The organism is Paenibacillus sp. 2RAB27 (assembly GCF_052115445.1).
Lineage (GTDB): Bacteria > Bacillota > Bacilli > Paenibacillales > NBRC-103111 > Paenibacillus_E.
The window spans coordinates 14,768-41,359 of record NZ_JBFRGR010000043.1 but is presented as its reverse complement, the minus strand read 5'-3'; the positions used below and the strand labels follow the sequence as shown (position 1 = coordinate 41,359).

The 26,592-nt window shown below is 46.2% G+C and carries 23 protein-coding genes, 1 rRNA gene and 1 other RNA gene; 3 read left to right on the top strand and 22 right to left on the bottom strand.

Annotation, left to right across the window (positions count from 1 at the left end; translation table 11 throughout):
* The 17 genes from AB4114_RS31690 to rpoE all read right to left on the bottom strand — a co-directional run.
* A 16S ribosomal RNA gene (locus AB4114_RS31690) occupies nucleotides 1-87 on the bottom strand; the annotation flags it as partial.
* Nucleotides 88-378: 291 nt separating this feature from the next.
* Nucleotides 379-648, bottom strand: a complete 270-nt coding sequence (locus AB4114_RS31685) for a pro-sigmaK processing inhibitor BofA family protein (RefSeq protein WP_441991981.1) — start codon at nucleotides 646-648, stop codon at nucleotides 379-381.
* 3 nt (nucleotides 649-651) lie between these two features.
* Nucleotides 652-936: a DUF2508 family protein gene (locus AB4114_RS31680; protein ID WP_441991980.1), complete on the bottom strand. Its 285-nt coding sequence runs from the start codon at nucleotides 934-936 to the stop codon at nucleotides 652-654.
* A gap of 131 nt (nucleotides 937-1,067) precedes the next feature.
* Entirely contained in the window at nucleotides 1,068-1,664 is a 597-nt protein-coding gene (recR, locus tag AB4114_RS31675; protein WP_056621953.1) for a recombination mediator RecR, read from the bottom strand.
* Nucleotides 1,665-1,709: 45 nt separating this feature from the next.
* On the bottom strand, nucleotides 1,710-2,021 hold the full coding sequence (locus tag AB4114_RS31670; RefSeq protein WP_028555044.1) for a YbaB/EbfC family nucleoid-associated protein: 312 nt from the start codon (nucleotides 2,019-2,021) through the stop codon (nucleotides 1,710-1,712).
* A gap of 20 nt (nucleotides 2,022-2,041) precedes the next feature.
* Nucleotides 2,042-3,769, bottom strand: coding sequence for a DNA polymerase III subunit gamma/tau (dnaX, locus tag AB4114_RS31665; protein ID WP_441991979.1), 1,728 nt, complete (start codon nucleotides 3,767-3,769; stop codon nucleotides 2,042-2,044).
* Nucleotides 3,770-3,847: 78 nt separating this feature from the next.
* The gene (locus tag AB4114_RS31660; protein WP_441991978.1) at nucleotides 3,848-5,284 is read right to left on the bottom strand and encodes an ATP-binding protein; all 1,437 of its coding nucleotides are present in this window, start codon (nucleotides 5,282-5,284) and stop codon (nucleotides 3,848-3,850) included.
* 173 nt (nucleotides 5,285-5,457) lie between these two features.
* Nucleotides 5,458-5,721, bottom strand: an RNA gene (ffs, locus tag AB4114_RS31655) — signal recognition particle sRNA large type.
* 164 nt (nucleotides 5,722-5,885) lie between these two features.
* On the bottom strand, nucleotides 5,886-6,290 hold the full coding sequence (locus tag AB4114_RS31650) for a hypothetical protein (RefSeq protein ID WP_441991977.1): 405 nt from the start codon (nucleotides 6,288-6,290) through the stop codon (nucleotides 5,886-5,888).
* A 91-nt stretch (nucleotides 6,291-6,381) separates the two neighbouring features.
* Complete coding sequence (rpmE, locus tag AB4114_RS31645; protein ID WP_056621960.1) at nucleotides 6,382-6,579, bottom strand: 50S ribosomal protein L31; 198 nt, start codon at nucleotides 6,577-6,579, stop codon at nucleotides 6,382-6,384.
* Nucleotides 6,580-6,799: 220 nt separating this feature from the next.
* Entirely contained in the window at nucleotides 6,800-8,074 is a 1,275-nt protein-coding gene (locus AB4114_RS31640; RefSeq protein WP_441991976.1) for a radical SAM protein, read from the bottom strand.
* A gap of 73 nt (nucleotides 8,075-8,147) precedes the next feature.
* Nucleotides 8,148-9,446, bottom strand: a complete 1,299-nt coding sequence (gene rho / locus AB4114_RS31635; protein ID WP_441991975.1) for a transcription termination factor Rho — start codon at nucleotides 9,444-9,446, stop codon at nucleotides 8,148-8,150.
* 62 nt (nucleotides 9,447-9,508) lie between these two features.
* Complete coding sequence (locus AB4114_RS31630) at nucleotides 9,509-10,768, bottom strand: UDP-N-acetylglucosamine 1-carboxyvinyltransferase (protein WP_441991984.1); 1,260 nt, start codon at nucleotides 10,766-10,768, stop codon at nucleotides 9,509-9,511.
* Between the two features lie 236 nt (nucleotides 10,769-11,004).
* Nucleotides 11,005-11,859 carry a class II fructose-1,6-bisphosphate aldolase gene (gene fba, locus AB4114_RS31625; RefSeq protein ID WP_065850891.1) on the bottom strand — a complete coding sequence of 285 codons (855 nt, stop codon included), beginning with the start codon at nucleotides 11,857-11,859 and terminating at the stop codon, nucleotides 11,005-11,007.
* A gap of 134 nt (nucleotides 11,860-11,993) precedes the next feature.
* The gene (locus AB4114_RS31620) at nucleotides 11,994-12,386 is read right to left on the bottom strand and encodes a response regulator (RefSeq protein ID WP_056621969.1); all 393 of its coding nucleotides are present in this window, start codon (nucleotides 12,384-12,386) and stop codon (nucleotides 11,994-11,996) included.
* A 163-nt stretch (nucleotides 12,387-12,549) separates the two neighbouring features.
* A complete protein-coding gene (locus tag AB4114_RS31615; RefSeq protein ID WP_056621971.1) occupies nucleotides 12,550-14,151 on the bottom strand; it encodes a CTP synthase in 1,602 nt (533 codons plus the stop codon).
* Nucleotides 14,152-14,491: 340 nt separating this feature from the next.
* Entirely contained in the window at nucleotides 14,492-15,073 is a 582-nt protein-coding gene (rpoE, locus tag AB4114_RS31610) for a DNA-directed RNA polymerase subunit delta (protein ID WP_441991974.1), read from the bottom strand.
* A gap of 668 nt (nucleotides 15,074-15,741) precedes the next feature.
* On the opposite strand from rpoE, the gene AB4114_RS31605 reads away from it, so the two are divergent.
* Nucleotides 15,742-16,908: a S8 family peptidase gene (locus tag AB4114_RS31605; RefSeq protein WP_441991973.1), complete on the top strand. Its 1,167-nt coding sequence runs from the start codon at nucleotides 15,742-15,744 to the stop codon at nucleotides 16,906-16,908.
* A gap of 110 nt (nucleotides 16,909-17,018) precedes the next feature.
* On the opposite strand, the gene argS is transcribed toward AB4114_RS31605, so the two are convergent.
* The 4 genes from argS to speE form a co-directional block, all read right to left on the bottom strand.
* Nucleotides 17,019-18,692 (bottom strand): arginine--tRNA ligase, encoded by a 1,674-nt coding sequence (gene argS / locus AB4114_RS31600; RefSeq protein WP_441991972.1) that lies wholly within the window; start codon nucleotides 18,690-18,692, stop codon nucleotides 17,019-17,021.
* 5 nt (nucleotides 18,693-18,697) lie between these two features.
* A complete protein-coding gene (locus tag AB4114_RS31595; RefSeq protein ID WP_171629087.1) occupies nucleotides 18,698-19,108 on the bottom strand; it encodes a DUF1934 domain-containing protein in 411 nt (136 codons plus the stop codon).
* Nucleotides 19,109-19,309: 201 nt separating this feature from the next.
* A complete protein-coding gene (locus tag AB4114_RS31590; RefSeq protein WP_441991971.1) occupies nucleotides 19,310-19,813 on the bottom strand; it encodes a DinB family protein in 504 nt (167 codons plus the stop codon).
* A gap of 641 nt (nucleotides 19,814-20,454) precedes the next feature.
* Nucleotides 20,455-21,282, bottom strand: coding sequence for a polyamine aminopropyltransferase (speE, locus tag AB4114_RS31585; RefSeq protein WP_056621986.1), 828 nt, complete (start codon nucleotides 21,280-21,282; stop codon nucleotides 20,455-20,457).
* 285 nt (nucleotides 21,283-21,567) lie between these two features.
* On the opposite strand from speE, the gene AB4114_RS31580 reads away from it, so the two are divergent.
* Complete coding sequence (locus AB4114_RS31580) at nucleotides 21,568-23,682, top strand: transglycosylase domain-containing protein (RefSeq protein ID WP_441991970.1); 2,115 nt, start codon at nucleotides 21,568-21,570, stop codon at nucleotides 23,680-23,682.
* Between the two features lie 172 nt (nucleotides 23,683-23,854).
* On the opposite strand, the gene AB4114_RS31575 is transcribed toward AB4114_RS31580, so the two are convergent.
* Nucleotides 23,855-24,346 (bottom strand): YwhD family protein, encoded by a 492-nt coding sequence (locus AB4114_RS31575; RefSeq protein WP_056621992.1) that lies wholly within the window; start codon nucleotides 24,344-24,346, stop codon nucleotides 23,855-23,857.
* Nucleotides 24,347-24,540: 194 nt separating this feature from the next.
* On the opposite strand from AB4114_RS31575, the gene AB4114_RS31570 reads away from it, so the two are divergent.
* Nucleotides 24,541-26,535, top strand: a complete 1,995-nt coding sequence (locus tag AB4114_RS31570) for a M1 family metallopeptidase (RefSeq protein ID WP_441991983.1) — start codon at nucleotides 24,541-24,543, stop codon at nucleotides 26,533-26,535.
* Nucleotides 26,536-26,592: the final 57 nt, after the last annotated feature.

The window sequence follows — 26,592 nt, the reverse complement described above, 5'->3', positions numbered from 1 at the left end:
TTACCCCGAAGGATAAACCCGCTCGACTTGCATGTATTAGGCACGCCGCCAGCGTTCGTCCTGAGCCAGGATCAAACTCTCCATAATAGAAAAGCTGAAATGCTCATTTTGATGCTAGCGAGATTTTGCAATCTCTTTTATAGTCGATTACTCGACTGTGCTTACTCACTCGTTGTTCAGTTTTCAAAGATCAATCACTCTTGTCCAACCTGCTCTCTCTCGAAAGCCGGAAGACCAATATACCATAGTTACTTTTCTTTTGCAACTTGTTTTTCTCAAGTTACTTTTGTATTTCCGCATGTCTCAGCGGCAACTTTTATAAGATAACACAGATGCCGCAGTCGAGTCAACCCAATAGTAGATGTATTATATTTACAGTTACAACAAAGCCCATTTCACACCAATTAGTAGTATAACACCCGGGATCCCTAATATAGTAGCCGTCCCTAATGTAGCCGTATTAATAGGCAGCTCTATATGTGTATATCCGCTCAATAGATTCAGTACGTATAACAGAAAAGCTGCGACTACTACATTTAGACCTAATGACGCTACTAGTCTACCGCCACCTCGGCTGCGAAACACAATCATCACTAACATAAGCGAGGAGAGTATCAACACCCCCCAAATGGCATATTTAAGAATCATGCTTTACACCTCCATTAAATGATCGCTGTCAATCAGGCTTACCCCTAATCGCTTCGCTTGTTTGATGAGCATTTCGAATCTCTTCTCTGCCGCTTCCATTGCGTAAATTGTATAGTCGATCTGATCCTTGTCCAAAGCGAATTCAAAGTGAGCTTGCGCCGCCACCCACGTCAGATGCGCAGCACGTATCTCTTGAATCAACATGATCTTGTCCCGTTTCAGTTCTTCCTTAACAGTCTTTGCTCGCGGACTCTTAAATCCACGCATGCCTAATAGAGCCGGTTTCATAGGCAAACCTCCATTCCTCCCACAATTGGGTTGATCTATACATATGGGGATCATGGCATTTTCAGAACCATTACGACACTTTATGGGTAGAAAAAAAGAGAGCTTCTCAGCTCTCCTTAACATGTATGCTTTTATAATTCCCTGCGGCCTTCCATCGCTTTGGATAAGGTTACCTCATCCGCATACTCCAAATCGCCGCCTACCGGTAAGCCATGGGCAATACGGGTAACACGCAGCCCAAACGGTTTAATCAATCTAGATAAGTACATGGCTGTGGCTTCACCCTCAATGTTCGGATTGGTGGCAAGAATCAATTCCTGCACCGTTTCGTCACCCAAACGCTTGAGTAATTCCGCGATATGAATTTGATCGGGTCCAATTCCCTCCATAGGGGATATGGCACCATGCAGCACATGATAATAGCCTTCAAATTCTTTGGTACGCTCCAGCGCAACCAAGTCCTTCGGTTCCTGCACAACGCAGATGACGGAATTATCACGGCTTTTATCCTGACAAATACGACAAGGATCCACATCGGTAATATTGCAGCACACAGAGCAATAATGCAGGTTCCGTTTTACATTAACAAGCGATTTAGCAAAATCAATCACGTCTTCCTCTTTCATTCGAAGAACGTGAAAGGCTAAGCGTCCCGCTGTCTTGGGACCTACTCCCGGCAAGCGGGAGAAGGCATCGATTAACTTCGCTATCGGTTCGGGGTAATACAAAGGAAGTACTCCTTCATGGTACAGAGTCGTTGATTCTTGGTTGTCTTAGAACAATCCAGGGATGTTCATTCCGCCTGTGAATTTGCCCATATCTTTGTTAGCGATCTCTTCGGCTTTGGACATTGCGTCGTTAACTGCAGTCAACACAAGATCTTGCAGCATTTCAACATCGTCTGGATCCACCGCTTCCGGTTTGATCGTGATGCTTTGTACTTTCTTGTGCCCGTTGATTATACACGTTACTACACCGCCGCCAGCTGTTCCTTCAATCATTTTGGTGCCTAGTTCTTCTTGTGCCTTCATCATTTGCTCTTGCATTTTCTTCACTTGCTTCATCATTTGGTTCATGTTATTCATTATAGATCGCTCCCTTATCGTTAGTCTTCTTTAATCGTTACTAGATCTTCACCAAACAATTGGATGGCTTCGGATATCCATTCTTCTTTGACCGCGTTTCCGCGACCATCCTCAGCCACTAATTCCATCTCTTCAGGCGGGGCGTGCGTCGCTTCATTCTTCGCATCATCCCATTCCTTACGCATTAAGGTCAGCAAACGCATTGGCTTACCAAATACAGAAGAAAGCACTTGTTCAATAATGACTTTATTCTCTGGCTTCTCCGTTGTATTACGATGCATATCATTCTTAAATGCGACTAGAACAACATCATCTAGCATAGCCACCAAATCACCATTAACAAACCAAGCATGAACGGTTATTTTCTTCTCTTTGACATCACCTAACACTTGACTCCACTTCATCAGTGCCGTCTTCGTATCTGGACTCTCAGAAGCCTTCAAGTATGGATCAAGCTTAAGACCTGACTTCTTAGAAGGTGCCGAGGCCACGGCTACTTTCGCCGCAGGCGCTTGCTTAGCACTTTCACCCGAAGCAACACTCACTCCCGATTTTACCAGTAGAGCTAGTTGATCTTCAAGTTGTTTCATTCTTTGGGTCATTTGAGCAAAAAGATCACCMTGCGGCTGACGCGCCCCTACTTCCACTGAGCCGTCCGATCCTCGGTGGCCACCGCTTATTTTCATAATAGCGATTTCTAATAAGGTTTGCGGTTGCACCGAATATTTCATCTCACTCTGATAATGGTTCAGCGTTTCAATCATACTCATCATCTCACTTGGCGTGAAGTGACTCGCAATCTCCTTAAGCTCTGCCATATCAAATACGCGTTCAGCGATCACAGGTGAATTCGGCACCATGCGCACCATCAGCAAATCTCGGAAATAATGAATCAAATTCTCAATACACTTGTCTGCGCTCTTCCCCTCTTGCATGAAAGTATCAATTAACTCTAGAGCAGCCCCCAGATTCTGTTCCTTGATATACGTGACAAGTCGCTTAAATTGATCGGAAGCAATACCGCCCGTAATCGACAAAATATCAGCGAGCTGTATTTCTCCTGTTGCAAACGATGCCGCTTGATCCAACAGACTTAACGCATCCCGCATCCCGCCGTCGGATAATCTTGCTATATAGTGAAGAGCTTCTTTATCAATCGAAATGCGCTCTTGATCACAAACATACTGTAGACGCCCTACCTCATCCTCCATGGAAACGCGTCGAAAATCAAAGCGCTGACACCGAGAAATAATGGTTGCGGGAATCTTATGAGGCTCCGTTGTTGCTAAAATAAACATAACATGCGCCGGCGGCTCTTCCAACGTCTTCAATAAGGCATTAAATGCTTCCGTCGTCAGCATATGCACTTCATCAATAATGTACACTTTCTGCCTGACTTCGGTCGGTGCGTATTTAACTTTATCTCGGATATCACGAATTTCTTCCACACCGCGGTTTGATGCCGCATCGATCTCGACAACGTCCATGACTGCGCCTTCCGTGATACGCTCACAGGCAGAGCATTGGTTGCATGGCTCTTCCGAGGGGCCGTTTAAACAGTTGATAGCTTTGGCTAAAATTTTGGCTGTACTTGTTTTACCCGTTCCACGGGGGCCGTTAAACAAATAAGCATGGGTTAGGCGATTTTCCCGCAACGAATTCTGCAGTGTTTGTGTGATATGCCGCTGTCCGACAACATCACGAAAAGTCTGCGACCTCCATGTACGATACAAAGCAATGTGTGCCATAGTGTTCCTCTCCAATAATCCCTGCGTGGATTGACTGTATCCATTATACTATAACGCTCCAAGGGATGAAATAGAGGATCACATATAGGGAATCGTGATGGTAAATGTCGTTCCAAAGCCTTTGGCAGCTACGCGAATCGTCCCGCCCATATCATGAATGATACGTTGGCATACAGAGAGCCCTAGCCCCGTGCCTGTATCCTTCGTTGTGAAGAAGGGATCAAAGATTTTATCAATGACGAACATCGGAATCCCTGTACCTGTGTCATGAATATCCACACATACATTTCGATCTGTCGTGTCTACACGCTCCGAAATCGTCAATATCCCACCATCGGGCATGGCTTCGATTCCATTTTTGCAAACATTCAAGAAAACTTGCTTCAATAGCTCGATATCTGCCGTCACCTCAGGGAGGTGGGTGGAAGCCTCATAGTGAAGTTGAACATTATAGAGGATCGCCTCATTCTGAATAACCGGCACGATGCCACGCAAGACTTCCGTCACACCAATACGCTCATAGGCCACATGCTTGGGCTTGCTCAACATCAGAAATTCATTCACTAGTGCATTAATCCGATCAATTTCTCCCAACATGACATCTGTAAAATTCTGTTCTTTGTCCATGCCACGGTCACCGAATGTACGACGCAGCATCTGTAAGAAGCCTTTGATTGAGGTTAGCGGGTTGCGGATTTCATGCGCTGTTCCTGCAGCAATTTGCCCGATCATCGCAAGACGATCGCTTCGCTGGACCATTTGTTCCAATGAGCGCATATTCGTAACATCTTTGAAAATAATATAAGCCCCCACAATGTTCCCCTGACTATCCTTTAAAACATTAGAATCCAGCAGCAAATCAAAGCGTTCTTGATTGTTCGTCCAGGAAACGGCGTGATTGCGGACTATCGCTCCATTCAGAATCGTTCGCTGCACGAGCTGGTGCTGACTCGGAACTGTGGCGAAAATCTCATCCAGCGACTTGTTGCGGATATGCTCCTTCTCCATGGCCAGCATTTGGCAGGCGCGATCACTAATGTCAGCAAGTCGGTAATCCATATTAATTAATAACACACCCAAGTTGATGTCTTTCAAAAAGGCATCCGAAAAGCGCTGCAGCAAGTTTAATGCTGTTCCTTCTTCTTTATTTTTTAATGATAATAAATATATACTTCTATCCTCGCATTGGAGCTTGAGCATGGAGAACTGAAAATAGATCATTTCCCCATTCTTCCCTAGTAGAAAACCATGGGGCCACTCCCCAACATCCGCTTCATCCCTAAAATGAAATTCGTATAGCTCACGCAAAGTAGCCCTCATCTTAAAAAATTGAGGGCAGGGAACACCAGTAATTTCATCTGCTGAATATCCTGAAACTTTCAAGAGCTGATCCGTGACGAGTAACAACTTCTCATCTTCATCAACCATTACCATACCGGTTTGTATGCTGTGATTGAACAGTTTCCGCAGTTCGTTCATCGATACCGAGTACATCTGAGGCGAATGAATGGGCATGTCAACAGCTCCTTCACTTTCTCTTTTCGAACATCTTCGAGTTGCATCAGTCCATGTACGTATTGTATAAAGATTCTCTGTAAAGTCATATTTTTCCTGCAAAACGCAAAAGAAAAAACGCCCTAATTGCTGGCGTTTCGGTTATGTGTTCTTACATATACGGTATGATTACACCGTGCACCTGTTATTGATAAAGTGATACAAGCGAACTCTTATCGTTGGCTCAAATCAGGCAGCCCCTCGGCACATGAAACATCTCACTTACGGCTGCTTCCTTCCAGACCTGACCGGGTTCATGAGCATCCATTGCGAAGGACCCAACTCTCAACACCACGTGTAAGAGCCAGACCTCACATCACAGTACCGCTAACAGGAATTCAACCTCGCTACAGCGGATTGCGAGTTACAGGGCACCGCTACCTCCCCGTCTAGCACAGTAAAAATAGTATATCTGATTCACTGCCAAATAGCAACCTAAGGGGAAAAAGTACCATATATAGGGATCTTTAACGTTAGTTAAAGTCTCTCTGCTTTGGGATCTTTAACGTTAGTTAAAGTCTCTCTGCTTTGGGATCTTTAGTGCTAGCTAAAGTCACTCCAACTAGCGATCCATTCTTACTTGTATCTTATACCGCGGCATATTCGTCTCTAATGCCATTTGAGCCTGCGACCGCAATTCTTCAACTTGGGCCGCCGTCAAAGCTGCTTGTGGTTTAATTTTCACATTGGCAGAAGGACCATTGATCGCAATATTGGTCTTCTCGATGCCTGACAGCTGAGCAAGCACTGCCTTCATGAGATTCGTATCATCCTCGTAATGATGATAGGTCGGATTCATCGGATCGTTCGGGTTAACACTTGTAATACCCAACATACCGTCTTGCTTATAATTCTGAACTTTATACGTAGAATTATCATTCGTTTTCTTGTTATTCCCCGTGCCACAACCTACTAAACTCGCTATAAGGATAGCAGCTCCTGTAAGCTTAACTAGACCCTTGAACATAAAAACACCTCCCGTTGGACTCTAAGCCTAAGCTTAGGATGACCAAGGGAGGTTGTCTTATGCTGATTGGCAATCAAGCAAATGATGCCAATTAGATTCCGTATTTCTTTTTGAACTTGTCGACACGGCCGCCTACATCGATAAACTTTTGTTTACCAGTGTAGAAAGGATGACAATTGGAGCAAATCTCAACACGAAGATTTGGCTTGATTGAACCCGTTTCGAACACGTTACCACAAGCGCAAGTCACTGTGGTTGCATGATAAGTAGGATGAATTCCTGCTTTCATTTGGTTCACCTCTTTCCGCCCTGAATCATTTGCTGAAACAGAGTTAATGGACGTACTATTGCATTGTAGCATATTCGCAAGTCTAGATGCAACACAATAAACGACTCCTTCGCCCTCTTTGGGCGAGTGCGTTTATCAAGAAAAATAGCCGCATTATCGAGTGAAACAAGCATCTCTATTTTTTGGAAAATCGATCGGGTAATACTTCCACCGAGATGGTTTATAACACCGTTGTGAGCGTACGATCACTCGTGTAAAACTTCGGCGTGTGGGAGTACGAACCAATGACAACCTCCGGCAATTCTTGCTCAAAAATTTCGATCATTTGCTTCATTCCTAGCAGTTCTCCCTGAGCCTTAGGGATAATGCTTAGATAGCTCTCAGGGTCAATATTCAGGTTGCGCAATTGAATCAATTTCAATCCCGTTCTGCGTACAAATTCAATCATCGCTTCGATCTCTTCTTCCCGATCGGTAACACCTGGGAATACGAGATAGTTGATCGATGTGATGACCCCTTTGTCGGTTGCATAGCGAAGGGATTTCTCGACATTCTTAAGAGTATAAGCTCTTGGCTTGTAATAAGCGTTGTAGTGATCATCCAGAGCGCTGATCGTGCTTACACGCATTAGATCTAGACCTGCATCGACAATGCCGCGGATATGGTCCGTAAGGCCCGCATTCGTATTGATATTGATATAGCCCATCTTCGTTTGCTCGCGCACTCGCTTGATGGCATCAATAATGATGACAGCCTGCGTGCTTGGTTCCCCTTCACAGCCTTGCCCGAAGGAGATAATGCTCTCCGGCGTACGCAGATGTTCCAACATGATCTCGGTAATTTCTTCGACCTTCGGCTTGAAGTTCATCCGCGTCTGCGGAGCAACAAAGCCACTCTCGTCTGGCTGTTCCGAGATGCATCCGAAGCAGCCTGCATTACAGGAGTAGGAAACAGGGACAGCCCCTTCCCAACGTTGTAGGAACGTGTTCGAAGCGGTCAAGCACTCGTAGCCCAGTGCACAGTTCGACAAATGCGCATACAAGCGATTCTCCGGATACTTGGCGACTAACCGTTTGACTTCAACCTCGAGCTCATCTGGATCACAATGAATCGGATTCCAGAAGTACGGATTGTCGGTCAAACGCGCGGCTACGTAGAAGCCGTCTTCTTTCCACACGACAGCGGTATAACCGAACAATGGCAACGCCTTCGTCTTATCGGATTTCACATACCCTGGAAGTAGCAATCGTGTGAAGCCTTGTGGAAGCAACGCTCCTACCGCGTGATAATCACCCTCTACCAGCTTCATCTCACCTGTTGCAGCATCAATGCCAACAGGGCGCGTGAAGGGTAGACTCACGAGTGTTGATCCCTCAGGTAGAGGGATCAGTTCTTCATCTAATATTTCGGTAATCATTTCTGCATTTCGACCAAGCGCGAAATAATCAGGATGATCAAATACATTTCCTTGTGAATCTGAATAAACCAAGTTCATAACGGTACTCCTCTTTGTACGTTAAAGTAAACGAACACGCAAACTTTCTTACTAAGTGTCGTTTAACTAAAGCTTAAGATGCTGAGTTTTTGACTTTGCCTTTATGTTGCTGGGTTGACGCTCCMGCCCCTGGGGAGGCCAGCGAGTCTAAAAACTCTTGATTCGTCTTCGTATCCGCAAGCTTCTTAATAAAGGCTTCGGTATATTCATGTGAATCATTCATGCCTTTGCGAAGTGCCCATACTTTCTCGAGCTCATCTTTGCCGAGCAACGCTTCCTCGCGCCGAGTCCCTGAACGACGAATATCAATAGCAGGGAAGATACGGCGCTCCGCCATCTTGCGATCGAGATGAAGTTCCAGATTACCTGTCCCTTTAAATTCTTCATAAATGACGTCATCCATACGTGAACCGGTTTCAACAAGTGCTGTAGCAAGAATAGTTAAACTGCCGCCTTCTTCAATGTTACGAGCTGCTCCGAAAAAACGCTTAGGACGGTGGAAAGCAGCGGGATCAACACCACCGGACAATGTCCGGCCTGAAGGCGGCACTACGAGGTTATACGCTCTTGCTAAGCGCGTAATACTATCGAGTAGGATAACGACATCTTTCTTATGTTCAACTAGACGCATAGCACGTTCTAAGACAAGTTCAGCAACTTTAATATGATTCTCTGGAAGCTCATCGAAAGTTGAGGCAACGACTTCACCTTTGACAGAGCGCTGCATATCGGTAACTTCCTCAGGACGCTCGTCAATCAACAGAACGAATAGCTCAATCTCGGGATAGTTGGTAGAAATACTGTTTGCGATTTCTTTGAGCAATAATGTTTTCCCCGCTTTAGGAGGTGCCACAACAAGTCCGCGCTGACCCAAACCGACAGGAGCAAGCAAGTCCATAATCCGCATCGAAATCTTGGTAGGCTCGGTCTCAAGTGTAATCCGAGTATCTGGATATAGCGGCGTTAGTGCAGGGAAATGCAAGCGTTCTGCAGCCGTTTCAGGCTTCTCACCATTCACTGCTTCGACTTGGAGAAGTCCATAGTAGCGCTCATTCTCCTTAGGCGGTCGACATTTCCCAGATACAATATCACCTGAGCGCAAATCAAATTTGCGAATTTGAGAGGCTGAAATATAGATATCCTCTGAGCTGGGAAGGTAGTTAATTGGACGCAAGAATCCAAATCCTTCCTGCAAAATTTCCAAGACACCTTGCATGAACAAGAATCCACTCTCTGCTGCTTGTGCACGTAAAATGGCAAAAATGAGTTCTCTTTTCTTCAACGTACCGTAATAAGGAATCTGATGTTTCTTAGCTAGTTTATATAATTCAGTAAGCTTGAGTACTTCAAGCTCAGCAAGCTGCATGCTCATGTTTCAACCACCAAACTATTAAATTTTCAATTGGATTCTAGCATTGCCTGATGTCTGGAACTTTATTCCTCGTTCTCACGCCAAACTTCGGCTCCTAGGGAAGATAGATTAAATACTAAGTTTTCGTATCCGCGATCAATGAACTCTACACCCGACACTTCCGTGATCCCGCCTGTCATTACACTGAGGCCAGCAATTACCAAAGCTGCTCCTGCACGCAAATCTGTCGCTCTTACTTTGGCTGAGCTCAGCTGCGAGCCTTCAATAATGGCCGAACGCCCCTCCACTCTTATCTTAGCACCCATGCGCACTAGCTCTGGAATATGCTTAAATCGATTACTATACACATGATCTGTTAATACACTAACACCCTTTGCTTGGCACAGCAGGCTAGACATTGGTGATTGCAAATCCGTTGCAAACCCAGGGTAAATTAATGCTTTCACATCTACGCTTTCGTAGATAGGCTGACCTACGATGCGAATGGATTCATCCATCTCATAAACATGAACACCCATTTCTTGCAGCTTCGCTGTCAAAGCTTCTAAATGCTTCGGAATTACATTATCTACGGTAACATCGCCGCGCGTCGCCGCTGCAGCAATCATATACGTTCCCGCTTGAATACGGTCTGGGATAATGGAATGACGGCAGCCGTGAAGCTCAGACACCCCTTCAATCCGAATTGTATCCGTACCCGCACCTTTAATTTTCGCACCCATKGAGTTCAAAAGTGTTGCTACATCTATAATTTCAGGCTCTTTCGCCGCATTTTCAATCGTAGTTAACCCTTTGGCACGTGAAGCTGCCAGCATAATATTGATCGTAGCGCCGACACTCGCCATATCTAAGTAAATCTTAGCACCACGCAGTTCCTTAGCACGAATATGAAGGGCTCCGTTTTCGTTACTTACCACAGCGCCTAGTGCTTCAAACCCTTTAATATGTAGATCAATCGGACGCGGTTCGAAATTACATCCACCTGGAAGACCAATCGTTGCCTCACCAAATCTACCCAGAAGAGCACCCATCAAATAATAGGAAGCGCGCAGCTTCTTCACTTTGCCATTCGGCATAGCCATAGGCTTCATATGAGTCGGATCAATCGTCATCCGATCCTCGTTCCAATCGATTGTTGCTCCTAAGTCAGTCAGAATTTCTGTATATATAGCCACATCGCTTAAATGTGGAAGGTTATCCAACGTTACTGGTGTTTCTGCAAGTACTGCGGCTGGAATAAGTGCAATGGCACTATTCTTTGCTCCACTAATTTGAACAGTTCCCCGTAGTGGGCGTCCACCGACCACCATTAATTTCTCCAACATACTTCTCCCCCTAAACCAGGTGCCTTCTCACTAAAGTTAAATCAACAGATCCTACTAAATCTCACAAAAAATTGGACGGAAATCCACAAAATAAGGAAGTAATAGATGAGTGCGAGGTAAAATACAACAAATAGAAGAAGGAAACGCCCGCAATGACACAGACAGACGGCAACGATTGTCGACCATCCATCTGTGTATTACTGCATTTCCTATCCTGTCTATACAATTTGGAATTAAGCTTGGTTGCTGCTTCCGAACAATTGAATTTTGGATTTTACTACTTCGATCATAGCGCTACGAGCTGGGGTTAGATATTTACGAGGATCATAAATTTTAGCATCTTTGTTCAGAGCTGCGCGGATACTTTCTGTGCATGCCACTTGGTTCTCTGTGTTCACGTTGATTTTGCCAACGCCTGCTGCAATTGATTTACGGATCATTTCGTCTGGAACGCCGGATCCACCATGCAAGACAACTGGAACTGGGATCGCTTTGGAAACTGCTTCAATAATATCAAAGTGAATGTTCGGCTCGCCAGCGTACATACCATGTGCAGTACCTACTGCGATTGCCAAACAATCCACGCCTGTTTCTTCGTAGAAACGAATCGCTTCTTCTGGTTTTGCAAGGTTAGCGTGCTCTTCATCAACGGAAATGTCATCCTCAACGCCACCGATTGTTCCAAGCTCACCCTCAACGGATACGCCCATTGCACGAGCAGCTTTAACAACTTCTTTCGTCAAACGAATGTTTTCTTCGAAAGAATAGTGGGAACCATCGAACATAACGGAGCTGAATCCTGCACGGATACATTTCATTGCTACTTCAAACGAACTACCATGGTCTAAGTGTAATGCGATCGGAAGACCGGATTTCTTAGCTGCTGCTTCTGCAATAGCTACAGTAAACTCGATGCCCATATATTTTAGTGCGCCTTCGCTAACACCATAAATGAACGGGGAGTTCAGTTCGATTGCAGCTTCCACAATCGCTTGAGCAAACTCAAGATTGTTCATGTTAAATTGACCAACCGCGTATTTCCCTGCTTTTGCCTTAGGTAAAAAATCATTCATTGAAACCAATGCCATGTTTCTCTTCCTCCTAGAACCTCTTTAGTAGATGCGCATACCGCTCTCTGTTCATACCTGAGTTATTATAGCACATAACTTTTCAAATGATAACCAAGCCTTCATTTTTCCAAAACAAAAAAAAGACCCTATGACTAGGATCCTACTGCGAAACCACTGCTGGATTCATTATTCAATTGCATATTCACAGCCAGGCGCAGCTCATCAATGTCAAATGGCTTCGTAAAATGCATGATCGCACCTAAATCCGTCGCTTCTTTGATCATATCCAGCTCACCATATGCCGTCATCATGATGACTTTGATTGAAACATCAATTTCTTTCACATGCTTCAAAATATCAAGTCCGTCCATACCGGGAATCTTCATGTCTAGTAGTATGAGATCAGGCGATACATTTCTTACGATTTCCAAGGCCAACTTGCCATTGGAGGCTTGATAGGTATCGTACCCTTCGTTACTGAACACTTCCATGAGAAGTACACGAATTCCATTTTGATCATCCACTACCAACACTTTTTTCTTCATCAGCCAAGTCCCCTCCCGAAAACGAATAACAAGTTCCAAACCTATTAGTCAAGATATTCGCTATTCATTTTCGTTTTCCTTCCGAGGAGAGCATTTATTTTGAAAAGTTTTACATAAAAATTGATTATCAGGAGAGAGATTCCTCCGTCAGCAACGTGAAATTTTAACGAGCGATCAATTGTGCAGCTTTCACGAATTCACGGAAAAGTGGCTGTGGACGGTTCGGACGGGATGTAAATTCCGGGTGGAATTGTACAGCCAAGAACCAAGGGTGACCAGGAAGCTCAACCATCTCGACCAGACGACCATCTGGTGATGTACCCGAAATACGCAGACCTGCAGATTCAACCAATTCGCGGTATTCATTATTAAATTCGTACCGGTGACGATGTCTTTCGTAAACTAGCTCATCATTGTACGTCGTTGCAGCAAGTGAACCAGGCGTCAATTTACAAGGGTATAAACCTAAACGCATCGTTCCGCCTAGATTCTCAATATCCTTCTGCTCTGGCAATAGATCAATTACTGGGTAGGCTGTTGTTGGATTAATCTCGGAGCTATTCGCGCCGTCCAATCCACAAACAGAACGTGCATATTCAATAACAGCGACCTGCATCCCCAAACAAATACCGAAGAACGGAATTTCTTTCTCACGCGCATAACGAATTGCCGCTACTTTCCCTTCAATCCCGCGATCACCAAATCCACCTGGAACAAGGATACCTTGCACACCAGAAAGCAGGGAATGCACATTATGATCGTAGATATCTTCTGCATTGACCCAACGAATATCAATCTCGGAGTCATTGTCGATACCCGCGTGTCCAAGTGCCTCAACAATACTAAGGTAAGCATCGTGAAGAGCTACGTACTTTCCAACGATGGCGATTTCGGTCTTCTTGGTTAAGGATTTCACCTTGCGAACAAGGCTTTCCCATTCTGTCATATCTGGTTGATTGGTTGAGAGCTTCAAGTGATTCACAACGTAATCATCCAGACCTTGCTCACGAAGCATCATCGGTACTTCATACAACGTTTCTGCATCTTTACATTCAATAACTGCAGCTGGATCGATATCACAGAACAAAGCGAGCTTACGCTTCATATCTTCTGTCAAAGAATGTTCCGTACGACAAACAATTACATGCGGTTGAATACCGAGGCCGCGTAGTTCTTTAACGCTATGTTGCGTTGGTTTTGTTTTGACTTCACCAGCAGCTTTGATATAAGGAATCAACGTAACGTGAATGTACATGACATTCTCGCGGCCGATATCATTTTTCATTTGACGAATCGCTTCCAGGAATGGCAAGCTCTCGATATCCCCGACAGTACCACCGATTTCAGTAATAACCACATCAGACCCAGCTTCACGACCTGCGCGAATCACACGTTCTTTAATTTCATTCGTAATATGAGGGATAACCTGTACAGTTCCGCCTAGGTACTCGCCTCTGCGCTCTTTGGTAATAACAGAGGAATACACTTTTCCTGATGTCACGTTCGAGCTTTTGGACAAGTTAATGTCGATAAAACGCTCATAATGACCTAAATCCAAATCCGTTTCTGCACCATCATCTGTTACGAAAACTTCCCCATGCTGATAAGGACTCATGGTTCCTGGGTCCACGTTAATGTAAGGATCGAACTTCTGAATCGTAACTTTCAAACCTCTGTTCTTGAGCAGTCTTCCTAAGGAAGCTGCTGTAATTCCTTTGCCAAGGGATGAAACTACGCCTCCCGTAACGAAAATGTATTTTGTCACTATGTACGCCTCCTTATATTTGTAAGCTTGTAAGCTTCCGCTTTAGATTTTCGCCAGGCTACTGGCATCGTTATAACATGAAGATAAGTGTAAAAAGGTGCTAGAAAACTGGCTTCATCAGCATAAGCTCTTGGTTGTCGCCAGGACAAAGGTGTAATAGCATTAGCTTCTGCTAAATAAGTGTTTTCATGAACAAATCACAAAAAAAAAAGCGCAAAAAAACAAAAAAAGTGACACCCGTAGTGACGGGGCACTTTTTGAACGCATGCGCGAATTGTTAAGATTCTTTTAAAGCCCATGCAATAGTTTACTCTGAACGTATAGGGACTGTCAAGACAAGTTATTTGTTGTCGTCTTCGTCGTCTTCATCCAAATCTTCTTCATCCTCATCGGAATCCAAATCATCTACGTCATCCTCAGTATCATCGCTCTCTTCGATACCCGCTTCGCCAAGATCCTCTTCGATTTCTTCATCTTCGAAGAATTCAGTATCCTCTTCCGCTTCTTCTTCCTCTTCGGTTTCGGTACCAAATGCATCATACTCGTCTTCTTCTGCGTATGTATCTTCTTCTTCCGCATAGACGTCTTCATCCAGATCATCATCTTCATCGTTGATAATTCTAGGACGCTTCGCGTTCCCAACCGCATCGTCGGACTTCTCAACTGGATACCAACGCTTCAAGCCCCATAGGTTTGTACCTACACAAGCAAAACGTCCATCGATGTTGATTTCCGTATATAGTTGGGCAATTACATTCATGACATTATCTTCAGAAAGCCCTTTTATTTTAGCAATTTCAGCCATAAGTTCACGGTAGTAAAACGGCGTATTCGCCGACTTCAGCAATTCGAACGCCAAATCCACCATGGGCATTTCGCGTGCTTGCTCTGTGGTGATTTTGAGTGTGTATTCGCTGCTCATCTAAGGCACATCCTTTTCGATCATTTCTTGACTACGTTATCTACCATAACCAATATCTTCATTAAGTAAAACCTATTTTTTCTAAAATTGCAACTACCCCACAATAAACGTCTACGCCGACCTCGTAGGTCGAGTGCGTTTATCATGAAATATAGCCTATTTATTGTCTATTGTGAAACATATAAATTCTATATTTTGAAATAAACGGCTGCCTAACATCTAAAAACAACCCATAAAAAGGAATACAGGCAAAGGTCCCCCTCCGCCTGCGACTGTACCCAAAGGAACCGCTTGCTGATGAACAGCAGTCGTTTCCACTACCTGAGAAAGAGACACTCCTGCCCGCGCCTCTCTATGTATCCTATGTTGAACCTACGCATCTGACACGGCCCTGCACCCATTTATTTCTACAAGTGCGTGTTAAAAAGTCTGGTTTTCAGCACCGAGAAGCCTAGGAAATGAGGAGCGGAGCGTAGTGGAAGCTAAGTGAGCACCGGAATTTCCGGCTGAATTCAATCTTCGATGTCGAATACGGAACTTGGACTACTTCGTGATCAAAATTGGACTTTTCGACAACCTCTATAAAGGCGATGACACGGTCAAGTTCGATGACCTGTACATAGGATAGGGGAGATAATGATTATATGCTGTAACGGGGGGATGGCACGATGGATACAGCCACCTTTCTTCATCTGCTCCATGAAGATCTAGGTCTTACTAAACAACCAGCTAGAAAGCACCTTATCCATTTCACCTCTAACACAGATTACTTTGCCTGCAAATCAGAGCTCCTACGCATGACGTCTGAACTCCCCAGACTATCCCTGGTTCTGCCTCTAGACATTATCCACGCCTTTTCCTGTACCTTGTGTCCGGATACAAAACTCAGAAGCTTTACAAGCACGACACGTATCGAAGCGGATACGAAATTGACTATAAATAAGGTTAAAGGTAGAAAGACCGTACCGAAACGAGCCACTATTCTATCCAGCTCGCGTGCACGCACCATCCCTTGGGGAGTTGATCAAATTGGTGCTCCTGAGATCTGGAGTAAATCTGTCGGTAAAAATATTCACGTCGGCGTCATTGATACGGGTATCGACTATAAGCATCCTGATTTGCAAAACTCAATCTCGCATGGCGTCAACTTATTAAATCGCAGGCTCATGCCCCATGATGATAACGGGCATGGCACACACATTGCGGGCACTATTGCGGCAACGGGCCGTAATTCCGGTATTATTGGTGTAGCTCCCCGATCTATTATTCATCCTGTTAAAGCTTTTGACCAAAATGGAAGTGCCTATGTATCTGATATCATCGCCGGTATTGATTGGTGCGTCCAAAATGACCTCGATATTATTAATATGAGTTTCGGAATGAAGACGTACAATCCTGCACTGGAGCAAGCGGTTTTGAACGCTTACTACCGAGGGAAGGTTATTGTAGCCTCCTCTGGTAATGATGGCCGGAAGAAAACCATTGATTACCCTGCTCGGTTTCCCTACGTTGTCTCCGTAGGCGCCACAACACGAACAGGGCGGATTGCTCCCTTCAGCAATCGCGGAGCACAAATCGACATCTATGCCCCCGGTGAGCGCGTGTATTCGGCTTGGATCGGCGGCAAATATAACGAGCTCAGCGGCACGTCGATGGCAACGGCGCATGTAAGCGGCGTTATCGCCTTAATGCTTTCCATGCGCGCCATGTCACCGCAGCAGATCAAAAACGCGCTGCGCCGCTGCGCGTTCCCGCTGAGCAAGCGCCCGAACGTCCGGTGGCAGCCCGGGCAATTGAACGCCCAGCGCGCGATCCGCGCGGCGGGGCAAGAGTAAGCTGGCGCGGCGCCAGCTTTTAAGCGCAGGGGTACCTCCTGCGCTTAGAAAAAGAAGAAGCTCCCCTTTTGACCAGTGGTCAAGGGGAGCTTCTTCTGGCTGAGCGGGTGTTACATCCGCTCAGGGGCGGACACGCCAACCACGCGAAGCGTGTTGGCTAAGGTCGTGCGCAGCGCACCGAGCAACGCGAGGCGCGCTTGTGTTAAGGCTGCGTCATCTGTGATGACGTAGTGGCCTCTATAGTAGCTATGGAACTGGCTTGCCAGTTCGTATACATAGCGGATCAAGCGGTGCGGCGCGTACTGCTCAGCCGCAATGGCGATCTCTTCCGGAAGCTCGCCGATCTTGCGAAGCAAGTCGAACTCGGCTTCCGAAGACAGCTGGGACAGGTCAACCTGTTCCAGGGGAAGGACTTGAACCCCTTGCTCTTCCGCCTGGCGGAAGATGCTGCAAATCCGTGCATGGGCATATTGCACATAGAACACGGGGTTTTCATTGGACTGGGAAACGGCCAAGTCCATGTCAAAATCCAAATGCGAGTCCATGCTCCGCATCGCGAAGAAATAACGAATCGGGTCTACGCCGACTTCGTCCATCAAGTCTTCCATCGTAACGGCTTTGCCGGTACGTTTGGACATTTTAACTTTTTCACCATTCTGGAATAAGCTCACCATTTGAGCGATCAGCACGACAAGACGGTCTGCTTCGAAGCCAAGAGCGGTCATAGCTGCTTTCATCCGCGGGATGTAGCCATGGTGATCAGCGCCCCAAATATTAATTAAGCGGTCGTAGCCGCGTCCGAATTTATTGCGGTGGTAAGCGATATCTGGCGTAAGGTAGGTGAAGGATCCGTCGTTTTTGATCAAAACACGGTTCTTGTCATCTCCAAGCGGTGTCGTATTCAACCACGTTGCGCCCTCTTCTTCATAGATATGACCATTATCGCGCAGCTCTTGAAGTACAGGCGGGATAAGATTGTCTTCATAGATGGACGTCTCGGAGAACCAGTGGTCAAAATGAACACCGAAGCGGCCTAAATCGCGTTTGATTTTGTCGAGCTCTTTCTCAAGTCCATACGTACGGAAATAAGCACGACGCTCTTCATCCGACAAGCTCAGTAGACGATCGCCTTCTGTAGCTGCGAGTTCCGTTGCAAATCCTTTGATATCTTCACCAAAATAGCCATCCTCTGGCATTTCCGCTTCTTGTCCAAGCGCTTGCAGATAGCGTGCTTCGATGGATTTCGCCAAATTAATGACTTGATTACCCGCATCGTTGATGTAGTATTCACGAGATACGTTGTAGCCGGCAAGATCCAGCACGTTACATAGCACGTCACCTACGGCTGCGCCACGGGCATGTCCAAGATGTAAGGAGCCCGTGGGATTCGCACTAACGAATTCCACTTGCACTTTAAGTCCTTGACCTCCGTTCGATTCTCCATAGCGGTCACCGAGCTTTGCAACATCAGCAATCACTGGGTAGAGGTAAACATTATCCATTTTAAAATTAATAAAGCCTGGACCCGCGATTGCCGCTTCGGATATATTAGCTGCGTCTTTGTTCAAGTTGGCACTGATTTGCTCCGCGATCTGTCTTGGGTTTACCTTCGCAATACGCGTCAGCTGCATCGCTACATTCGTCGCGAAATCGCCATGTGTCTTCTCTTTCGGCACTTCCAGAATGATTTCTGGCAACTGCTCCTCGGAGACGATACCCGCCGCTAGAACAGCCTCTTTAATTGCTTGCTTCACTTTCGCTTTTACTTCGTTAAGAACGTCCATTTGTCTTACTCCTCCTGAATTAACAACTTGATTCGATAGGCTCCTGCATGTGTGCCTGATGCATATAGATCATAGCTCCACCTCGTAATACCGATCCCATGGATGGCCTCCGAAGTCAGCTTGTGCGTCTCAATTTCCAGTTCCATTCGGAGCTGTGGTGTGTGATAAAAGCCCGTCCGCTTCTCTCCAGGAACGAAGGTTTGCTCCGCTTGTACATCCCCTTGGCGAATAATACGGATCTGATTATCTTCGAGCTTAATAACCGTCACGGTCCGTCCAAGCTCGTTCGGCTCTTCCTCATAGCGGATATAGGTATGATCGCCTTTCCGGTACAGATCCCCGCGCGCCTTCTGCACCGTGGTCTCACTCCCGCTTCGACTCTCGATTCGAATCCGCACCCGCTGCTTGTCCGTCATGATTCGATAATCCCCTCTTCTTCTGTTGCTACGAATGACAATTCGTGTCACAACGTAGGCATGTTAGCTAATAGTTTATATGAAAGGATAAGTAAATTCAATGCATGGAAGGGTTTGAGAGGATTGGAGACGAGTTCGTGATTGGAAAAAGATGAAAAAAAGCCTCCTGATCCGTAGAAAACGGACTTGGAGGCTCCTGTGTTATAACGTTGGAACGGGTCTACCGATCGCTGCCCATTGCTCTCTGGCTGGACCGTAGGCGCCGATAACGGGAAGGCCTGCTTGGCGCATTAGAATCGTCAGCTGACCACGATGATGAATTTCATGCTTCAAGAAGCTGTATAGGGTTGTGCTGATCGTCCATGGCATACCGAACATCGTAACTACATCTTGCAGTTTCTCGTCTGTCCATTGCGTGCGAATCGCGCCGAGTATGTTCTGCGTTGTAGTCCGATATGCTTCTGCAATGACTGCTGCCTCTGCAGGTGGCACACTTACAGCAGCCGGCGATTCGAATTCCAGACCTGTTCCGTACAGCATACCGCGCTCCGCGTGAACCAGATGCCACGCAATATAACCAAGTGGACGGTAACCTTCGGCTTGGACTTGGTTAAGGGACGCATCTGTTAATGTATCTAGCAGTTGCTGCGTTGTAGCCGATTCCATTTGGTATTCTTGGATGAAACTCTCAATTGTCGTAAACATATATAAAACCTCCTAGGGATGGCGGTACAGGCTCACTTGATCTTGATGCTCGCACTAGCACGAGCACTCGTGCTCGAAGCTCGCGCTTGGTGCGATTCATGTCCTGTCCTTATGTTTACAGTATAACTAGGTGCTACTGACAGCTGTATGGCAGTGATTAAAATTTGTTTAAAGTAGAATTGTTACTTGAAGGAACGTAAGCGAGTTTAGTTGAGTTTAGTTGAGTTGAGTTGGCGCCGAATGCATGAAGGGGAACGTCAGTGCGTTATTCTGCTCAAAAGCAGCTGAATATGGGATAAAGGGGAACGTGGATACCTTATTTTCCTTAAAAGTGATGCGAACTATGCAAATTAGCTGAATTAGCGTACTGACGTTCCTCTCGAGTCTGAAAATGACAAATACAGCTCAAATAGCGCACCGTAGTTCCGCTTCATTGGTAAGTCGGCGGTCGGCAAGTGGACGGGGATCGGGATGGGTGGAGGAGTTGGATAGAGCTGAGGGTTGGGGGATGCGTTAGTGTGTAACTATGTGGATTTGAGGTTTGGGGGTTGGGGGCGGCTTGCGTGGCCAACACGCAAAAAAGAAGCCGACAAATCGGCTCCCTTTTCTATTCAAATCTTATTTATCCGCGATTCCGCAGCTTATTTAATCAAATCTTCAACAAACTTAGGCAATACGAAAGCTGCTTTGTGCAAGCGTGGTGTGTAGTATTTCGTTGGGAATTCAGGGATTGCTGATTCTTCTACTTGAAGCGGATCGTGCTTTTTGCTGCCCATTGTGAATGTCCATAAACCGCTTGGGTACGTAGGGATATTCGCACTGTACACACGAACGATCGGGAAAATTTCTTTCACGTCGCGATTTACCGTTTGGATCAAATCCGCTTTGAACCATGGGTTATCCGTTTGAGCCACGAAGATTCCGTCTTCTTTTAACGCATCGAAGATGCCTTGGTAGAAACCTTTGGAGAACAGCTCAACAGCTGGACCTACAGGCTCTGTGGAATCGACCATGATGACATCGTAAGTGTTTTTGTGATCGTGGATGTGCATGTAACCATCGTTAACGATAACTTCAACGCGCGGGTTGTCCAATTCGCCAGCGATTGTTGGCAGGTATTTCTTGGAGTACTCGATAACTTTGCCATCGATATCAACAAGAACGGCTTTCTTCACTTTCGGGTGCTTCATGATTTCACGAATAACGCCGCCATCTCCGCCGCCTACTACGAGTACGTACTCTGGGTTCGGGTGAGTAACAAGCGCTGGGTGAGCAACCATTTCATGATAAACGAATTCATCTCTCACTGTTGTCATAACCATGCCGTCTAGTGTAAGCATTGTGCCCCACTCTTCGGTTTCAATCATGGAAAGATCTTGGAAATCTGTTTGCTCTCTGACGTAAGTCTCCGTGACTTTCGCTGTAATACCGAAGCTATCGGTTTGTTTCTCTGTATACCATAATTCCATATGTAACCCTTCTTTCGCTTCTCTATTTGGATGAATAATTCCAGACATTCGTTATCACTAACAGTGTTCCACCAGTTGGAAAAGTCATACGAGTTTGAGTTGTATTTCCCAGTCCTCTCACACGCACAAATTGTATTATAGTTCATTACCCCCAAAATGCAATATTTTCCTCAATCTTTTGGCCAATTAACAAAAAATATTTACAATTCATTGAATACGGACTGCCATGCTTTTCCATACTGGGTAATAGCGCCTTTGGGCAAGGAGAAAGGAGGCAAGCGAAGCATGTCCGATAATGAGAATACGAATGAGAAGCCACGCCAACAAACACCAGAAACACAATCGGCCAGACGGAAGGATGAGATTCCTGCTTCCATGCGGTGGATGAGGCGAATCAAGAAGACCTTTTCGTTCTTCTTTACCTGCAGCCTATTGATGCTTATCGGGGCCGCTGCCTTTCTAGTTTATTTGCGCTCCCAAACACTTCCCGTCACCAAAACGATGCAAACCTCCCAGATGTATGATGTACACGGCGAGGTCATTGATACCTTTTATTCAGGGGAAAATCGACAGGTGGTTTCATTAAATGACATCTCACCTTACTTAATACATGCAACGCTCGCCGTGGAGGATCAACATTTCTACGATCATTTCGGCGTGGACGTTAAAGCGGTAGCACGCGCAGCCATTGTGAATGTTCAGGCGATGGCCAAGGTGCAAGGAGCTGGCACGATCACGCAGCAGTTAGCTCGTAATTTATACTTAACTCATGATCGTACGTGGACCCGTAAAATCAAAGAAACCGTGTACGCCATTCAAATGGAAATGCAGCTCAGTAAAGATGATATCCTTGCTGATTATTTGAATCAAATCTATTATGGGCATTCGACCTACGGCATTGAGACTGCGTCCGAGCTTTTCTTCGGCAAGCATGCCAGTGAATTAACCCTAGCAGAGAGCGCAATGATCGCTGGGGTGCCGAAAGGACCGCGTTACTATTCCCCTTATTATGATTTGCAAAATGCGATGGATCGGCAAAAGGTCGTTCTCCAGACGATGGTGAACAGCGGCTTTATTACCCAAAGCGCCGCTGACGCTGCTAGCAAGGAAAAGCTAACGATTCTGCCGTTAACGAAAAAGAAGCCTTCCGCTGCCCCTTATTTCAGGGATTATGTACGTAACCTAGCGACGGAAAAGCTCGGCATCTCGGAAGAACAATTCGATGAAGGCGGCATTCGCATCTATACCACGCTGGATAAAAATGCACAGCAAATTGCGGAGAATGTCATCACGAAGCAGCTTGAAGGCAAGCCCGAGTTGCAAGCCGCTCTGGTCGCGGTAGATCCGCGCACGGGAGAAATTAAAGCCATGGTTGGCGGACGCGACTACGCGGAAAATCAGTTCAACCGTGTGCTGTCGAATACACGACAGCCAGGGTCATCTTTTAAACCATTCGTGTATATGGTCGCACTCATGAATGGCCTCACACCTGTCTCCATGGTCAAGAGTGAACCGACGGTATTTACCTATGATGAAGGGCGCCAGCAATATACGCCAAGAAATTTCAATGACMAGTATACCAATGGGAATATTGATATGCGGCAGGCGATTTCGAAGTCAGATAATATCTATGCGGTGCATACGATTCTCGAGGTGGGTCCACAGAAGGTCATCGACTTCGCGCGTAAACTCGGGGTTGCTTCGCCAATGAAGCCGCTGCCTTCCTTAGCGCTAGGCTCCTTCCCCGTGAGTCCGCTGGAAATGGCTTCAGCCTTTGCCTCTATTGCGAATCAGGGCGTGCATCATGAAACGACCGCGATTTTGCGAATCGAGGATGCCAATGGGCGTGTCTTATATGAAGCGACACCTAAGGAGGAGCAAGTCATACCACCTGCTGTTGCCTATGTGATGACTAATCTCATGGAAAGTGTGTTCGAAGAGGGTGGAACGGGAAACCGTGTAGCCAGTACGATTAAGCGGCCAATTGCCGGCAAAACGGGTACAACGGATACGGATGCCTGGCTCGTCGGCTTCACGCCGGAGCTTTCCACTGCAGTCTGGGTGGGCTATGACAAGAGCCGCAATATCACAACGGTGGAATCCCATCTCGCCTCACCGATCTTCGCGGATTTCACCGAACAGACTTTGGATGCGATTCCGCCGAAGCTGTTCCCGATCCCTGAAGGTGTGACGACGGTTTACATTGATCCGCTAAGCGGCAAATTGTCTAATGAGGACTGTCCGAATTCCAAAATGGAGGCTTTTCTTGCGGGTACTGAACCCACGACATATTGTACAGGCAAACCTGCTAATCCAGATGCGGCAGGCGGTCAAAAATCCGGTTCCAAAGGCGATAACGGCTCTTGGTGGAACGATCTAAAACGTTGGTGGAACGACTAACATTCCACTAAATAAAAACACAAAAAGGCAGTACTAAGCGCGTCTTAGTCCTGCCTTTTTGCTGTCCTAGTATATGAGGTAACATACACTAGGGTATAGTATACCCGCTTCGACATTGCGGAACAATGGATGACACATAATGTTCATATTCTCCATATTCGCCGCTTTAAGCTTAGGAGAGTGCGTCCTTGAGGCTTTGATCCGAGCGGTTCCACCAGTCTTCGTTGTGCGCAATCAGACAGTTTCGAAGGGCTGTTCGCTCACTGTCAGACAAGCCCTCCAGGATGAATTTACGTTTCATCGCGCCGTCCATTTTGTTCACGTGCTCCGCAAGAATCTTCCATCCGCGGCGTGCTTCGGTGTCGACTAGCATTTCGCAAGCGGACATCCCCGCATAGTAGGCGCCCTCTTCTGTACGATCAACCGCTACCCACACGATCCACGCTTTACGACCATTAGGGACATCCTCCTTGTTCGTGGAGAACTTAATGCCTTTCTCGATCTTACTCTTCGCATGAAGAGTACCTTCATCCAAATACGCTTCATCCCCATCAATAATGATGCCGGAGACGTTACTCAGATCAATGGCTCCTGCACCGAAGCCTTTGTGATTCACTTTCGAGCTTACTATATTTAAGGCCAGCTTCTTCTTATCCGCTTCCATAAGGGCACCTTCCACTCTACATTAGGTTAAAATGACGACATGCTTTCATTGTAGCGAAAGTCTCCCAGTAGAACAAGTGGCGGCGGGCTCCCATGGACATTTATCATATTTCTTTCACCTCGCAGAAATATTCCCTAGGTTGTCTACATATACATGCTGTAGATGCTTGTTTAGGCGGGGTGAATCTCATGGATATGAATGCTCTATTCAATAGCCGCAAGGTACAATGGTTTGCTGTCATGCTCCTTGCAGCCGGCGCAGTGTTAATAACGAACACCTTGCTCCCCTCCACACCAAGAGGGACTGTTCCTGTCGTCTCTAAAGATGTTCCCCATGTTCAGACACCGGACATGCAGCCTGCAGATAATGGCAAACCGTTAGAAACCTCAACACCACTTAGTTATCGTATTGCCGAATATCACATGAATGTTGCCTACACACCAGAAACGAGGCAGCTCCAAGGCCAACAAACACTCACGTGGGAAAATCCAGGCTCAGTTCCTGTACAAGAAATGTATTTTCACCTCTATCCGAATGCGTTCGCTTCGAAGAAAACGACATTCATGCGCGAGTCTGGCGGGAAACTGCGTGAAGATGAAGCGAAAGACGAGAGTAGCGGCAGTATGGAACTGCTCTCCGTGAAATCAGATACAGGTGATGATCTGACCAAGCGGATGTCATTCGTTCAGCCGGATGACGGCAATAAGGATGACCACACGCTGCTCAAAATACCGTTATCCAAGCCTGTTGGACCTGGTGAACGTGTAACCATCAATACCGAATTCCTTGTTAAGCTGCCTGCAGCTTTTGCCAGAATGGGGTATGTCGATGACTTCGTTATGGCTGGACAATGGTTCCCGAAGGTTGCCGCTTATGAGCGCAAGGGAACTAGGGGACGGGCTGAACCTGGCTGGGATCTCCATCAATACCACGGAAATTCCGAGTTCTATGCGGATTTCGGCATGTACGATGTGAAAATTCAGGTGCCCGCAAATTATATTGTGGCTGCGACTGGATTTCCTGTTAAACCTGCTGTGACGGACAAGGGCACGAAGACATACCAATTCTATGCTGAGGATGTGCATGACTTCGCTTGGTCAGCCTCTCCTCATTTCATCTATGTGGAAGAGCCTTTCTCAGCCCCACAGGTTCCCGGAGTCAAAATCAAACTGTATCTTGATCCTAATCATCAGGATTTAAAAGATCGTTACATGTATGCGGCCAAAAAAGCACTCTCCCGTTACAGTCAGTGGTACGGAACGTATCCGTACTCTACTCTTTCCATCGTCGTCCCCCCTCCTGGCGGGAATGGTGCTGGCGGCATGGAATATCCAACCTTAGTCACCGCATGGGGAGCTAGCGACAAAGATCCAGACTTGGAACTGGAACGCGTCGTCGTCCATGAGATCGGCCACCAATTCTTCTATGGGCTTGTAGCCAGCAATGAATTCGAGGAAGCATGGCTTGATGAAGGCTTCACCTCTTATGCAGAAGATAAAGTGATGGAAGTCGAATACGGCGAAGCACCTAATTTACCTGTTGAATCCAGTTATATCACCTCACCAAATGGACTGCAGAAGAATGCATGGGCTTACACAGGGCATGATCAATATGCTGAAAATGTGTACACGCGTGGCAAGCTCGTACTCAAAGCCATTGAGCAGCAAGTCGGCACCAAGACGATGGATCGTATCATGAAATCCTATTTCCAAAAGTGGCAGTTCAAACATCCGTCTACGAAGGATTTCCAACAGGTCGTGGAGGAGATCAGCAAAACAGATTGGAACGATTTCTTTAATCAATATGTCTATGGCAATCTGATGATGGATTACTCCGTCGAAAGTGTCCATGTAAAGCCTCAAGGCAACAAGGGATCCGAGACTTATGAAAGCACAGTCCGCATCGTTAAGTTTGGCGGCAACTCACCTGAAGTGCCGATTCAGTTCCACTTCGCAGATGGCACATTGTTAGATAAAACATGGGATGGCAAGGAAGGCAGCATCGATTTCAAATTAACGCATACCTCGCCTGTCGACTGGGTGCGCATCGATCCCAAGTACACGCTCATACTCGAAAATAAGCACATCAACAACTTTTATCAAACGCAATTAAATACGAAGCTTCAAATTCGGTGGAATCTTGGCATTATTCAATTCCTGCAAGCCATTTTTGGCTCAGTCGCCTGGTAAGGACTTGGCTTACGTCTCATGACAAACTCTGAGCGTATGCTTACGATGCTAGTTTCC

Bases quoted from the DNA above. Each gene is read 5' to 3' on its own strand.
- AB4114_RS31685 (WP_441991981.1), bottom strand. From the start codon at position 648: ATGATTCTTAAATATGCCATTTGGGGGGTGTTGATACTCTCCTCGCTT.
- AB4114_RS31680 (WP_441991980.1), bottom strand. From the start codon at position 936: ATGAAACCGGCTCTATTAGGCATGCGTGGATTTAAGAGTCCGCGAGCA.
- AB4114_RS31670 (WP_028555044.1), bottom strand. From the start codon at position 2,021: ATGAATAACATGAACCAAATGATGAAGCAAGTGAAGAAAATGCAAGAG.
- AB4114_RS31660 (WP_441991978.1), bottom strand. From the start codon at position 5,284: ATGCCCATTCATTCGCCTCAGATGTACTCGGTATCGATGAACGAACTG.
- AB4114_RS31650 (WP_441991977.1), bottom strand. From the start codon at position 6,290: ATGTTCAAGGGTCTAGTTAAGCTTACAGGAGCTGCTATCCTTATAGCG.
- rpmE (WP_056621960.1), bottom strand. From the start codon at position 6,579: ATGAAAGCAGGAATTCATCCTACTTATCATGCAACCACAGTGACTTGC.
- AB4114_RS31640 (WP_441991976.1), bottom strand. From the start codon at position 8,074: ATGAACTTGGTTTATTCAGATTCACAAGGAAATGTATTTGATCATCCT.
- fba (WP_065850891.1), bottom strand. From the start codon at position 11,859: ATGGCATTGGTTTCAATGAATGATTTTTTACCTAAGGCAAAAGCAGGG.
- AB4114_RS31620 (WP_056621969.1), bottom strand. From the start codon at position 12,386: ATGAAGAAAAAAGTGTTGGTAGTGGATGATCAAAATGGAATTCGTGTA.
- rpoE (WP_441991974.1), bottom strand. From the start codon at position 15,073: ATGAGCAGCGAATACACACTCAAAATCACCACAGAGCAAGCACGCGAA.
- AB4114_RS31605 (WP_441991973.1), top strand. From the start codon at position 15,742: ATGGATACAGCCACCTTTCTTCATCTGCTCCATGAAGATCTAGGTCTT.
- argS (WP_441991972.1), bottom strand. From the start codon at position 18,692: ATGGACGTTCTTAACGAAGTAAAAGCGAAAGTGAAGCAAGCAATTAAA.
- AB4114_RS31595 (WP_171629087.1), bottom strand. From the start codon at position 19,108: ATGACGGACAAGCAGCGGGTGCGGATTCGAATCGAGAGTCGAAGCGGG.
- AB4114_RS31590 (WP_441991971.1), bottom strand. From the start codon at position 19,813: ATGTTTACGACAATTGAGAGTTTCATCCAAGAATACCAAATGGAATCG.
- speE (WP_056621986.1), bottom strand. From the start codon at position 21,282: ATGGAATTATGGTATACAGAGAAACAAACCGATAGCTTCGGTATTACA.
- AB4114_RS31575 (WP_056621992.1), bottom strand. From the start codon at position 24,346: ATGGAAGCGGATAAGAAGAAGCTGGCCTTAAATATAGTAAGCTCGAAA.
- AB4114_RS31570 (WP_441991983.1), top strand. From the start codon at position 24,541: ATGAATGCTCTATTCAATAGCCGCAAGGTACAATGGTTTGCTGTCATG.